This is a genomic window from Geobacillus sp. YF-1 (genome assembly GCF_052692335.1).
The window spans coordinates 2,227,795-2,240,070 of the sequence record NZ_CP199850.1 but is presented as its reverse complement, the minus strand read 5'-3'; the positions used below and the strand labels follow the sequence as shown (position 1 = coordinate 2,240,070).

Annotated in this window: 15 protein-coding genes and 1 riboswitch; of the genes, 13 read left to right on the top strand and 2 right to left on the bottom strand. The window is 56.6% G+C overall.

What is annotated here, in order from left to right; genetic code table 11:
- The 4 genes from ACTVIM_RS11065 to lysA all read left to right on the top strand — a co-directional run bounded on the left by ACTVIM_RS11065 (window position 1) and on the right by lysA (window position 4,013).
- On the top strand, window positions 1-351 hold the full coding sequence (locus tag ACTVIM_RS11065; protein ID WP_445612625.1) for a SpoVA/SpoVAEb family sporulation membrane protein: 351 nt from the start codon (window positions 1-3) through the stop codon (window positions 349-351).
- Between the two features lie 5 nt (window positions 352-356).
- Window positions 357-965, top strand: coding sequence for a stage V sporulation protein AE (locus ACTVIM_RS11060; RefSeq protein WP_445612624.1), 609 nt, complete (start codon window positions 357-359; stop codon window positions 963-965).
- Entirely contained in the window at window positions 916-2,391 is a 1,476-nt protein-coding gene (locus ACTVIM_RS11055) for a spore germination protein (protein ID WP_445612623.1), read from the top strand. The genes ACTVIM_RS11060 and ACTVIM_RS11055 overlap by 50 nt, the downstream gene beginning before the upstream one ends.
- Before the next feature lie 302 nt (window positions 2,392-2,693).
- Entirely contained in the window at window positions 2,694-4,013 is a 1,320-nt protein-coding gene (gene lysA, locus ACTVIM_RS11050; RefSeq protein ID WP_445614349.1) for a diaminopimelate decarboxylase, read from the top strand.
- 67 nt (window positions 4,014-4,080) lie between these two features.
- On the opposite strand, the gene ACTVIM_RS11045 is transcribed toward lysA, so the two are convergent.
- A complete protein-coding gene (locus ACTVIM_RS11045) occupies window positions 4,081-4,971 on the bottom strand; it encodes a DUF1002 domain-containing protein (RefSeq protein WP_445612622.1) in 891 nt (296 codons plus the stop codon).
- Between the two features lie 137 nt (window positions 4,972-5,108).
- Between ACTVIM_RS11045 and ACTVIM_RS11040 the strand changes: the two genes are divergently transcribed.
- The 7 genes from ACTVIM_RS11040 to ACTVIM_RS11010 all read left to right on the top strand — a co-directional run bounded on the left by ACTVIM_RS11040 (window position 5,109) and on the right by ACTVIM_RS11010 (window position 9,973).
- Window positions 5,109-5,549 (top strand): peptidylprolyl isomerase, encoded by a 441-nt coding sequence (locus tag ACTVIM_RS11040; protein WP_445612621.1) that lies wholly within the window; start codon window positions 5,109-5,111, stop codon window positions 5,547-5,549.
- Window positions 5,536-5,664, top strand: a complete 129-nt coding sequence (locus ACTVIM_RS11035; protein ID WP_255358730.1) for a hypothetical protein — start codon at window positions 5,536-5,538, stop codon at window positions 5,662-5,664. The genes ACTVIM_RS11040 and ACTVIM_RS11035 overlap by 14 nt, the downstream gene beginning before the upstream one ends.
- A 44-nt stretch (window positions 5,665-5,708) precedes the next feature.
- Window positions 5,709-5,842, top strand: a riboswitch (FMN riboswitch).
- A gap of 211 nt (window positions 5,843-6,053) precedes the next feature.
- Window positions 6,054-7,154 (top strand): bifunctional diaminohydroxyphosphoribosylaminopyrimidine deaminase/5-amino-6-(5-phosphoribosylamino)uracil reductase RibD, encoded by a 1,101-nt coding sequence (gene ribD / locus ACTVIM_RS11030; protein ID WP_081917083.1) that lies wholly within the window; start codon window positions 6,054-6,056, stop codon window positions 7,152-7,154.
- Window positions 7,154-7,801, top strand: coding sequence for a riboflavin synthase (gene ribE, locus ACTVIM_RS11025; protein WP_445612620.1), 648 nt, complete (start codon window positions 7,154-7,156; stop codon window positions 7,799-7,801). Before ribD ends, ribE begins: the two co-directional genes overlap by 1 nt.
- A 27-nt stretch (window positions 7,802-7,828) precedes the next feature.
- Window positions 7,829-9,022: a bifunctional 3,4-dihydroxy-2-butanone-4-phosphate synthase/GTP cyclohydrolase II gene (locus ACTVIM_RS11020; protein ID WP_033023505.1), complete on the top strand. Its 1,194-nt coding sequence runs from the start codon at window positions 7,829-7,831 to the stop codon at window positions 9,020-9,022.
- 18 nt (window positions 9,023-9,040) lie between these two features.
- Window positions 9,041-9,505, top strand: a complete 465-nt coding sequence (gene ribH, locus ACTVIM_RS11015; protein WP_033023504.1) for a 6,7-dimethyl-8-ribityllumazine synthase — start codon at window positions 9,041-9,043, stop codon at window positions 9,503-9,505.
- A 111-nt stretch (window positions 9,506-9,616) separates the two neighbouring features.
- Window positions 9,617-9,973: a GNAT family N-acetyltransferase gene (locus ACTVIM_RS11010; RefSeq protein WP_033023503.1), complete on the top strand. Its 357-nt coding sequence runs from the start codon at window positions 9,617-9,619 to the stop codon at window positions 9,971-9,973.
- A 40-nt stretch (window positions 9,974-10,013) separates the two neighbouring features.
- Here the strand turns inward: ACTVIM_RS11010 and ACTVIM_RS11005 are convergent, their stop codons facing one another.
- Window positions 10,014-10,526, bottom strand: a complete 513-nt coding sequence (locus ACTVIM_RS11005; protein ID WP_445612619.1) for a DUF309 domain-containing protein — start codon at window positions 10,524-10,526, stop codon at window positions 10,014-10,016.
- Between the two features lie 209 nt (window positions 10,527-10,735).
- Here ACTVIM_RS11005 and ACTVIM_RS11000 point away from each other — a divergent pair, with 209 nt between their 5' ends.
- Both ACTVIM_RS11000 and scpB read left to right on the top strand, forming a co-directional pair.
- On the top strand, window positions 10,736-11,491 hold the full coding sequence (locus tag ACTVIM_RS11000; RefSeq protein WP_033023498.1) for a segregation/condensation protein A: 756 nt from the start codon (window positions 10,736-10,738) through the stop codon (window positions 11,489-11,491).
- Between the two features lie 142 nt (window positions 11,492-11,633).
- Window positions 11,634-12,260 (top strand): SMC-Scp complex subunit ScpB, encoded by a 627-nt coding sequence (scpB, locus tag ACTVIM_RS10995; RefSeq protein WP_033023497.1) that lies wholly within the window; start codon window positions 11,634-11,636, stop codon window positions 12,258-12,260.
- The last annotated feature ends 16 nt before the right edge of the window (window positions 12,261-12,276 follow it).

Sequence of the window (12,276 nt, the reverse complement as noted above, 5' to 3'; positions counted from 1 at the left end):
ATGGAATATGTCCGCGCGTTTCTGGCCGGCGGGCTTGTATGCGTCATCGCCCAGCTTATGATCGACCGCGGCCGATGGACGCCGGCCGGGGTGGCCAGCCTGTTGGTCGTCCTCGGCGTCATCCTCGGGTTTGGCGGCGTATACGATCGATGGGTCGCTTCGGTCGGCGCGGGGGCGATGTTGCCGTTAAGCGGGTTGGGCTACGTTTTCGCGAAAGGCGTCATGGCCGGGCCGCCGCCAAGCGGACTTGTCGCGACCGGGGGAGCCGTCTTCCGCTTCGCTGGCGCGTTGCTCGCTTTTATGGTGGCGGGTTCGTTTGCCGCTGCGCTTATTTGCAAACCGAAAGGGTAGAGACGATGGAAAAACGACGGGTCATTTTAGTGACGGACGGAGACGAATTCGCCTGCCGGGCGATCGAACGGGTCGCCGCCGACGTCGGCGGCCGCTGCATCTCTTGCTCGCGAGGCAATCCGACCAAGTTGAGCGGCGAGGAGCTCGTCAAGCTGATTTTGCAGACGCCGCACGATCCGGTGTTTGTGATGTTTGACGACTGTGGCGCCATCGGCCAGGGAGCGGGCGAAGAGGCGCTTCGCTATGTGGCGACGCACGAGCAAATCGAGGTGCTTGGCGCGCTGGCGGTTGCGTCCAACACGCATCAGCACGAATGGACAAAGGTGCATGTGAGCATCGACCGCGACGGCGTGATGACCGAATACGGGGTCGATAAAGAAGGGATCCGCGATTTGGATGTGGGCCGCATCAACGGCGATACCGTCTACTGTCTTGACCAGCTGAACATCCCGCTGATTGTCGGCATCGGCGACATCGGAAAAATGGGGCGCCGCGACCGTGCCGAACATGGGGCACCCATTACGCGCAAAGCGGTTGAGTTGATTCTTGAAAGGAGTGGTGGCCATGACGGAAAAAGAAAAAAAGAAGACGCCGATAGCGGGCAATCTCATTGACAATGCCAAGTTTTTGCAGGCGCGAATCGGCGTCGGCACAAGCTTTGATTTAGGCGTGCGAAAAATTCGTGTCTTAAACCGGGAAGTACATATTTATTACTGCAACGGTTTATGTGACACGCAATACATCATCGAATTATTGAAGCAAATCGTGCGCGTCAACGATGATGAACGGCAAGAATCGCAAGCGTGGAAAATCATTGAAAATCGGCTTGTCCATCAGCAAGTGAGCCCGGTGATGAGCCTCGATGAGGCCGTCGATAAGCTGCTTTCCGGGCTGATCATCGTCCTTGTCGAAGGGGAATCAACCGGGTTTGCCGTCGACGTCCGCAGCTATCCGGGCCGGCAGCCGCAGGAGCCGGACACGGAAAAAGTGGTGCGCGGCGCCCGCGACGGCTATGTCGAGAACATTATCGTCAATACGGCGCTCACCCGCCGACGCATCCGCGACGAGCGGCTGCGCTTTGAAATGTTGCAAGTCGGTGAGCGATCGAAAACAGACGTATGCATCGCCTATATTCAAGATATCGCCGATCCCGGGCTGGTTGAGCTGATCAAAAAAGAGCTTCAACAAATCCATGTTGATGGCTTGACCATGGGCGACAAAACGGTTGAAGAGTTTTTAGTCAAGCAAGGCTACAACCCCTATCCGCTCGTCCGGTACACGGAGCGTCCTGATGTGGCGGCGACGCATTTGCTTGAAGGGCATGTGCTCATTATGGTCGATACATCGCCAAGCGTCATCATTACGCCGACGACGTTTTTCCACCATGTCCAGCACGCCGAAGAGTATCGGCAGTCGCCGGGGGTCGGAACGTTTGTCCGCTGGGTGCGGTTTTTAGGTATTTTGTCGTCGCTGTTTCTGCTGCCGCTGTGGGTGCTGTTCGTTTTAGATCCGTCGCTGTTGCCGAAATCGTGGGCGTTTATCGGCCCGAACAAACAAACGAACATCCCGATTGTCGTGCAAATTTTGTTGGCCGATTTTGGGATCGAATTTCTGCGCATGGCCGCCATCCACACGCCGACGCCGCTCTCAACGGCTATGGGCTTAATCGCCGCCGTCCTCATCGGGCAAATTGCTATCGATGTCGGCTTGTTTGTGCCCGAAGTCATTTTGTACGTCGCGGTGGCCGCGATCGGCTCCTTTGCGACGCCGAGCTACGAATTGAGTGTCGCCAATAAAATTTCCCGGCTTGTTCTCGTTATTTTTGTCGCGCTGTTTCACGTGCCGGGGCTCGTCATCGGCACGACCGTTTATTTGCTTTGGCTCGTCAGCATTCGCTCGCTCAATACCCCGTATTTATGGCCGTTCATTCCGTTCGATCCGGCAGCGTTTATGCAAATTATCGTCCGCCGTTCCGCCGCCGGGGCGAAAGTGCGTCCGAGCATCGTCCATCCGCAGGACCGGCAAAAACAACCGACGTGATCCCGCGCCCCTTTATCCGGCGGCCGCTCCCGATGGCATAGATGGGCGGCCGCTTTTTCGCTGTTGGCGCTATTGCAACTTTTTTGTCATTATGATAACGTAATATTTGATATTTACCGCCTTTTCCGAGCGGTGAAGCGGACGTTCGTTTTGGCGCGAACGCGCCAACGGGCATGTTCGAATCGCAGCCTAGTGCGCGGCAGAGCCGGTTGCTCTGCGGTTTTGTTTTTTCAGGGCCGCTGTCGGCGGCCAACGGCTTTTGGCTTTTCGTGCGCCATTTTGATGAGGAATGAGGGATGGTCGTGTTTTTGCATGGAACAAGCCGCGTCAATGAAAAAGGACATTTGGAAATCGGCGGCGTCGATGTCGTCGAACTAGCTGAGACGTACGGCACGCCGCTTTACATTTATGATGTTGCTTTGATCCGCGCCCGGGCGCGCGCGTTTCAGGAAGCGTTCCGCCGCCATGGCGTGCGGGCGCAGGTCGCTTACGCCAGCAAGGCGTTTTCTTCCATCGCCATGGTGCAGCTCGCCGCCGAGGAAGGGCTGTCGCTTGACGTCGTGTCGGGCGGGGAATTGCATACAGCGCTTGTCGCCGGATTTCCGCCGGAGCGCATCCATTTTCACGGCAATAACAAAAGCCGGGAGGAGCTGGCGATGGCGCTCGAATCCGGCATCGGCTGCATCGTCGTCGACAATTTTTACGAGTTGGAGTTGATCGAAGAGCTGGCAGAGGCCTCCGGTCGAACGGTGCCGATTTTGCTGCGCGTCACGCCGGGAGTTGAAGCGCATACCCATGACTATATTTTAACAGGACAAGAGGACTCGAAGTTTGGTTTTGATTTGCACAATGGACAAGCTGATCAGGCGTTTCGGCGCGTGATGTCGGCGAAGGCGTTTCGGCTGTTGGGCGTCCATTGCCATATCGGCTCGCAAATTTTTGAAACCGCCGGATTTGTGCTCGCGACGCAAAAAGTGTTTGCCAAGCTGGCCGAGTGGAATCGCGAGCACCGTTTCGTCCCCGAAGTGGTCAACCTAGGCGGGGGATTCGGCATTCGCTATACCGAAGAGGATGATCCGATTCCCGTGGCGATGTACGTCGATTGCATCGTTGAGGAAGCGAAAAAACAAGCCCGCGAATACGGGCTGCCGCTTCCGGAAATTTGGATTGAGCCGGGGCGCTCGCTTGTCGGCGATGCCGGCACAACGATTTATACGATCGGCTCGCGCAAAGACGTGCCGAACGTCCGAACGTACGTGGCCGTTGATGGTGGCATGAGCGACAACATTCGCCCGGCGCTGTATGGGGCGAAATACGAAGCGATGCTCGCCAACCGGATGTGGGGAGAGCGGACGGAAGTCGTATCCATTGCCGGAAAGTGCTGCGAGTCAGGCGATATGCTCATTTGGGATTTGGCGCTCCCGGAAGCGAAACCGGGCGATTATTTAGCCGTTTTTTGCACGGGAGCGTACGGCTATTCGATGGCGAACAACTACAATCGCCTGCCGCGCCCGGCTGTCGTCTTTGTTGAAAACGGCGATGCCCAGCTCGTTGTGAAGCGGGAGACGTATGACGATTTGATTCAGTATGATTTGCCTTGGAAAACGAAAGTGAAAAAGTGAAGGCCGCCGGTTTGGGAAGCGGCCTTGACAACCGATCGGCGCCCGTTGTCCTTGCGGGCGCCGATTTTCATTGCTGATCTTGGCTGGAGCTCGAGGAAAATGCTGATTTAATCGCGTTCCAAATCTCTTTCAAGATGTCGATCACGTTTTGAATGAACGTTTTTCCTTCTTTCGACTGCAAAAACGCCGACAGCTGTTCTTTCGCTTTGCTCAGCTGGTCATTGACTTGATCCCAGTTGATATTGGCGTTTTGCATTTTATGAAGGAGAGACATAAGGCTGTTGATTTCATTCTCGCTCAGCGTAATGCCGAGGTCAGCGGCGATTTTTTCGATCAGAGCCCGCAAATCGGCGTCCGTTTGCGGCGGATTGGCGGCCATTTCTTCTTTGATTTTTGCCAGCAAAGCGACCGCCTTGTCCGGACCGATCGAATCAGCCAGCTTCGCCGTTTGCACCATTTCCTCGTTCGCCACTTTTTTGACATCATCAGGGATGGCTTGGTCCGAGGAAATTTCATACGCCTTCATCAATCCGGTCAGCGCCGCGGTGCCGGAAACGGGAAACGGAGCGGTGATGTAAATGTCGGCGTCTTTCACCCCGGCGGTAATCAAGGCGTTCGTATACATCTCTTTCGTCACCCATGTGATGTTGTGGGTTTCAACACGCAGCCCTGAGCCGGGTTCGCGAATCGTGATCATGGACGAAGAAATGGCGCGCGTCCCGATTTGGGCTTTCGGGATGAGCCCGCCCAAATATTTATGCTCTTCGGCGTTCGAGACAGTGATCGTTTGCGCCCCATCCGGCGCTTTCATTTCTTCAAGCACTTTTTGCTTTTGGTCGCTTGTTAAATTTTCGCCGAGCGTCACAATGACGTCGCCCGGTGCCGCATCGGCCGCGGCGATCGCCGGCAACATCAGCATGATAACCGCCAGCAGCGATGAAGCGATCATTCGTTTCACCTAGCTCGCCTCCTGTTCATGGAACATGCACCATCATTATATCGCATCCCCGCCGTTTTTGTCTTTGACTTTCTTTCTCCCAATCATCCATGGTATGATAGAAGCGATTGAGGCACAAGCAAAGGAGCGAAAGCATCATGGCGAAAAAAGGGTATATTTTGATGGAAAACGGCGGGAAAATTGAATTCGAACTGTTTCCGAATGAGGCGCCGGTGACGGTGGCCAATTTTGAAAAATTAGCGAATGAAGGATTTTATGACGGATTAACCTTCCACCGCGTCATCCCCGGGTTCGTCAGCCAAGGGGGCTGCCCGCGCGGCAACGGGACGGGCGATGCCGGCTATACGATTCCGTGCGAGACGGACAACAATCCGCACCGCCATGTCGCCGGGGCGATTTCGATGGCGCACCGCGGCCGCGACACCGGGAGCTGCCAGTTTTTCATCGTTCATGAGTCGCAGCCGCACCTCGATGGGATGCATACCGTCTTCGGCCAAGTAACGTCTGGGCTGGACGTTGTCAAGGCGATGAAAAACGGCGATGTGATGAAGGAAGTGAAAGTGTTTGACGAACAATAAGCGGCCGGCGGGGGACGATGAGCGGACAAGGCGCAACAACTGGCGGCTGTTTTTCCTATTGGTAGCGGCCAGCCTGTTATGGGGGGCGGCGTATTGGATTTGGATTGTCAAATGATGACGCTTGGAAGCTGACATGGTATAATAAAAACAGCATGGTGATGCATCCTTCGGGGCAGGGTGAAATTCCCGACCGGCGGTGATGAGGCGATGCGCCTCTCAGCCCGCGAGCCTGATTGGCACGATCCGGTGCGATTCCGGAGCCGACAGTATAGTCTGGATGGGAGAAGGATGGCGATGTGCGCATGGTGGCTGATGGCGCTGTGCCGAAAGCGGGCAGCCCTCGGCGGCCAACAGGGCAACGGTGTCTAGACGGCACGTGCAGCCATAGGAGGCGAACGAATGTTTTGTTCGCTGTTATGCGCATCATGACTCATTCTCTCGCATCCCAAAGCCCCGGAGTCGTTCCGGGGATTTTTATTTTTGCGAAAGAAAAAGGTGAAAGCCGTGTATCGAGACGAAGATTACATGCGCTTGGCGTTGAATGTCGCGAAAGCCGGCAGCGGACAAACATCGCCGAACCCGCTTGTCGGCGCGGTTGTCGTCAACGGCGGGGAAGTGGTCGGGCTTGGCGCCCATTTGAAAGCCGGACAGCCGCACGCCGAAGTGCATGCGATTCGTATGGCCGGCGACAAAGCGCGCGGCGCCACGGTGTATGTGACGCTGGAGCCGTGCAGCCATTACGGCAAAACGCCGCCGTGCGCCGATTTGCTTATCGAAGCCGGCGTCCGGCGCGTCGTCGTCGCCACGACCGATCCGAATCCGCTTGTGGCGGGAAAAGGAATTGACAAGCTGCGCCAAGCGGGCATTCACGTCGACGTTGGCATCTTAAAAGAAGAAGCGGATGAACTCAACCGGATGTTTTTCCATTCCATTGCGACAAAGACGCCGTTTGTGACGCTGAAATACGCGTGCAGCCTCGACGGCAAAATCGCGACGGCGACAGGGGAAAGCCAATGGATCACATCGAGCGCGGCCCGTGAGGATGTCCATCGTCTCCGCGCCCAGCATGACGCCATTTTGGTCGGCGTCAACACCGTGATCGCGGACAACCCAAAGCTCACCGTTCGCATCGGGGAACAGCGGAAAAACCCGCTGCGCATTATTTTGGACACCCGCTTGCGCACGCCGCTTGACGCCCACGTCGTCACCGACCGTGAGGCGGAGACGTGGATCATCGCCGGCCGAGGCGCCAGTCGGGAAAAAGCGGCGGCATACGAGCGTCGGGGCGTGCGCGTCGTGTCGCTGCCGACCGATCGAGTGGAGGTCGGCGATGTGCTTCGCTTGCTCGGCGAACAGAAGGTGATGTCGCTGTTTGTGGAAGGCGGTTCGCGCGTCCATGACAGCTTTCTCCGCGCGGGAGCGGTCAATGAAGTGGTGGCCTACATAGCCCCGAAGCTGATCGGCGGGCAGGATGCCCCTACGCCGATCGGCGGCCTCGGCTTCCCGCGTCTCGCCGAAGCGCTCGAGCTTGACATCCGGCGGGTCGAAAGGATCGGTCCGGACGTGAAAATCGCCGCTGTTCCGAAGCGAAAGGAGGAAGCGTGATGTTTACCGGCATCATCGAAGAGATCGGCACGATCGATCGGATGAACGCAACCGGGGACGCCATCGTCATGGCCATCAGCGCCAAGCGGGTGCTTGAAGATGTGCAACTTGGCGACAGCATCGCTGTCAATGGCGTCTGTCTCACCGTCACATCGTTTGACGATCGCCGGTTTACGGTTGACATCATGCCGGAGACGGTGAAAGCGACGGCGCTGAAGACGCTAAAGCCCGGATCGAAGGTGAACTTGGAGCGAGCGATGGCGGCCAACGGGCGGTTTGGCGGCCATTTCGTCAGCGGGCACGTGGACGGCGTCGGACGCATCATTCGCCAGTGGCCGAAAGCGAACGCGGTTTATTATGAAATCGAAGTGCCGGCTCCACTGCGCGCGTATATGATGGAGAAAGGATCGGTGGCGGTCGATGGCACAAGTTTGACCATTTTCGGGTTGAGCGAGCGCACGTTCACCGTTTCGCTGATCCCTCATACACGGGCGGCCACCATTTTAGGTGAAAAGCGGCCCGGCGACCTCGTCAATATTGAGTGCGACATGATTGGCAAATATGTCGCCGCTTTTCTTGCCGCCAAAGCAGCGCCGCCAGCGCGCGGGTTGACGGTTGACTTTTTAGAGCAGCACGGGTACAAATAAGCCGGAAAAAGGGGGGGCACTGGGCTGATGTTTGATTCCATCGCAGCGGCACTGACCGCGCTTGCCAACGGAGAAGTGATCATCGTCTGCGACGATGAAGACCGGGAAAACGAAGGGGATTTTGTCGCGCTGGCCGAAAAGGTGACGCCGGATATCATTAATTTTATGATTACGCACGGTCGCGGGCTCGTCTGCGTGCCGATCACGGAAGAGTTGGCGGAACGCCTCGGCTTAGAGCCGATGGTTGCCCATAACACCGATGCGCACGGCACGGCGTTTACGGTGAGCATCGACTACAAAACGACAACGACCGGCATTAGCGCTCATGAGCGGGCGGCGACGATTCAGGCGCTGCTTGACCCGAATGTCAAAGCGAGCGATTTCAAGCGGCCAGGCCATATTTTTCCGCTCATTGCGAAAAAAGGCGGCGTGCTGCGGCGCGCCGGCCATACGGAAGCGGCTGTTGACTTGGCCCGGCTGTGCGGGGCGGCGCCGGCCGGCGTCATCTGCGAAATCATTAAAGAAGACGGAACGATGGCGCGCGTTCCCGATTTGCGGCAGATGGCTGACCAGTTTGGCTTGAAGATGATCACGATCAAAGACTTGATCGCCTATCGGAGCGAGCGGGAAAAGCTTGTCAAGCGCGAAGTGGACATCTGGCTGCCGACCGAATTTGGCGAATTCCGCGCCATCGGTTATACGAATGTGCTCGACGGAAAAGAGCATGTGGCGCTTGTCAAAGGAGAGATCACCCCGGACGAGCCGATTCTCGTGCGCGTCCATTCCGAATGCTTAACGGGCGATGTGTTCGGCTCTTACCGGTGCGATTGCGGACCGCAGCTGCACGCGGCGCTTCGGCAAATCGAGGCGGAAGGGCGCGGAGTGTTGCTGTACATGCGCCAAGAGGGGCGCGGCATCGGCCTCATGAACAAGCTGCGCGCCTACAAGCTGCAGGAGCAAGGCTATGACACGGTCGAAGCGAACGAAAAGCTCGGCTTCCCGGCCGATTTGCGCGATTACGGCATCGGGGCGCAAATGTTGAAAGACCTCGGCGTGACGAAAATGCGTCTGCTCACGAATAACCCGCGCAAAATCGCGGGCTTAAAAGGGCACGGGCTCGAGGTCGTCGAACGTGTGCCGCTCGAGATGCCACCGAAAAAGGAAAACGAACAGTATTTGCGCACGAAATACGAAAAATTAGGACATATGCTTCATTTTTAGATGAAAGGGGAACGAATGATGAACGTCATTGAAGGCCATCTCGTTGGTACAGGATTGAAAATCGCCATCGTCGTTGCACGCTTTAACGAATTCATCACCGGCAAGCTGTTGTCCGGGGCGATTGACGGTTTGACGCGACACGGCGTCAGCGATCATGACATCACCGTCGCCTGGGTGCCGGGCGCGTTTGAGATTCCGCTTGTGGCGAAAAAACTGGCCGAATCGAAGCAGTTCGACGCCGTCATTACGCTTGGCGCCGTCATCCGCGGCGCCACGAGCCATTTTGACTACGTCTGCAGTGAAGCGGCCAAAGGCGTTTCTCAGGCCGCGCTTGCGAGCGGCGTCCCGGTCATTTTCGGCGTTTTGACGACCGACACGATCGAGCAGGCGATCGAGCGGGCCGGCACCAAGGCAGGCAATAAAGGCTGGGAAGCGGCCGTGTCGGCCATCGAAATGGCAAACGTGTTGCGGGCATTTGCGTAAAAAAGCAGGAAACGGTTCACAATATCGGTGAGAATGTTTATAATACGTATAGAGAAAATGACAAAAACGTTTCCTGTTCGGAAGCACGTTTGTCGATAATGAGGGATTTTTATGTTCATCCGCTATCGAAAAAACTACGAGAAAATCGCCATGGGGTTGCTGTCGTTTATGCCGACGGAAAAGGACTTGAAACGGCTCCAGCAGACGATCAAACAGTATGAGACGAACGATGACTGGCAGCTGTTTTTATGGAAAGAGGACGAGGATATCGTCGGCCTGATTGGCGTTCTGTTGCGCGCTCCCGATGTGGTGGAAATTCAGCACATTAGCGTCAACCCATCGCACCGCCACCAAGGGATTGGAAAGCAGATGGTCAAAGCGTTGAAAGAGACGTATCCTGACCGTCGACTGTGTGCGAACGAGTGGACGGCTTCGTTTTTGGATAAATGCAACGCCTGCCATGAATAAGGGAACGAGTGCGGCGCGGCTGCGGGCAGCGGAGGGGCATCTATTTCCCCTCCGCTTTCGCCCGTTTTTTTCGTTCGCGCTCAGCGAGAATGCCCGAACGGTCACGACGCTGATGTTTGTTGACCACATCGACGTTGCCAAGGTCGCTTGGCTGCCCCCAAGCGAGCTGCTGTTTGGCGCAGGCGGCGAGGCATTGCTCGTAAAGCGAGCGGTCGCGAATCGGAAGCTCGACGCTTCGGTATGGTTCGCCGCGGACGATTCGCGCGGCGGTGTCGCCAAGGAGCGCTTCGAGCGCCTGATCATCGAGGCCGAGTTGGCGCATCATTCCGCGGGCCTCCTCAAGCAACGCCTGCGCTCGTCGAATGAGGCGGAGCGCCCCCGACATGTTGCCGCGCCGATAATGGTAGAAGGCGACGGCGATTTGAATGAGCACGAGCCATCCGTTTGGCCGTCCGTCTCGCTTCCATTGTTCTTCTAGTACTTCATGACATTCAAAATAATCGCGGTCGCCGTGAAAATGGACCAAATAGTCGATATACGCTTTCGGGTACACGCCTCACCGTTCCTTTCCCCATCGCCGCCTTCGCCTTCCCTCGTTCAGCCGGGGAGCGCGGGCGCCGTTTTTCTTTCATTATACGCCGCATCGCTGCCGAGGGCAAAAAAGCAACCGATTTCTGCTCGCCCCGCCGCCTGATTATGATACAATAAAATGGGCTGTACGTACGGAAGCCGCTGAGGCGGCGCGCCGAAAAAAATGGTGGGATGGATGTGCAATTGTCATACAATGTGAAAATTGAAGCTTTTGAAGGGCCGCTCGATTTGCTTTTGCATTTGATTCATCGTTATGAAATTGATATTTATAACATCCCTGTGGCGCAAATCACCGAGCAGTATATGGCGTACATTCACGCCATGCAAGAGCTGGAGTTGGACATGGCTAGCGAATATCTGGTCATGGCGGCCACACTGCTCGCCCTAAAAAGCAAAATGTTGCTGCCGGCGCCGGAAGAGGAGGCTGGCGACGGCGAACTGGAGTTTACCGACGACGTGGATCCGCGCGAAGAACTGATGCAGCGGCTGCTCGAATATAAAAAGTTTAAAGAAGCGGCGCGTGCGCTGAAACAGCGCGAAGAAGAGCGGGCGCTCTTGTTTACGAAACCGCCGAGCGACTTGAGCGCTTATGCCGATGAAAAAAAGGCGGCGCCGCTCGATGTGAACGTGTATGATATGCTTGGCGCCCTGTCAAAACTGCTGCGCCGCAAGAAGCTGCAAAAACCGCTGCGGGCCAAAATCGCCCGCCAAGATCTTTCTGTTGAAAAGCGAATGGCAGAGATTTTGCAGGAGCTGCGAGAGACGAACGGGCGGAAAAACTTTTATGATTTATTTCCCGTCTATGACCGCGCTTATATCGTGGTGACGTTTCTAGCCGTTTTGGAGCTGATTAAGCAAAACGAAATCATTGTGGAACAAGAGCGAAATTTCAGCGATTTGTTTCTCGCGGCTAGGCCGAGCGGCTGAGACGCCCATCCGTCGCTTTCTGTTTACGGCTGCAGGCGAGACCGCACCGGATGGGGGCAACGCCGCTAGGTGATGACGGAGCGCAAACAACGGGAAAGGAGGAGGTTGCGCCGGCTCGACGGCCGGACGCGACGGACGAGTGATGGAAGAAAAAGAAGCAGGAAAAACGGGGACGGCTGGCTCACAGCCAGCGGCGCAAGCGATTGTGGAGGCGCTCTTGTTCGCCGCCGGCGATGAAGGGTTGTCGCTCGCCCAAATCGCCGCCGTGCTCGAAATCGACGAGGCGGAGGCGAAAGCGGTGCTCGCGAAGCTGCAAGAAGACTGCGAGCGCGAAGAGCGCGGCATCCAACTCATCGAACTGGGGGGCGTATTCTTGCTGGCGACAAAAAAAGAGCACGCCCCTTATTTAAAGAGGCTTGTCGAAGCTCCGGGTGCATCGCCGCTGTCGCAGGCCGCGCTCGAAACGCTGGCCATTATCGCCTACCGCCAGCCGATTACGCGCGCTGAAATTGAGGAGATTCGCGGGGTGAAAAGCGACAAGCCGCTGCAGACGCTGATGGCGCGGGCGCTCATTAAAGAAGTCGGGCGCGCGGAAGGAACAGGGCGCCCGATTTTGTATGGAACAACGGCCGAATTTCTCGATTATTTCGGGTTGAAAACGCTCGAGGAGCTGCCGCCGCTGCCGGAATGGGCGGACGATCACGAGCCGGAGCGGGAGGCGGATTTGTTTTTTGAAAAATTGACAGAACAATGGAGCGATGAACCATAGCCGTATGGTAAAATAA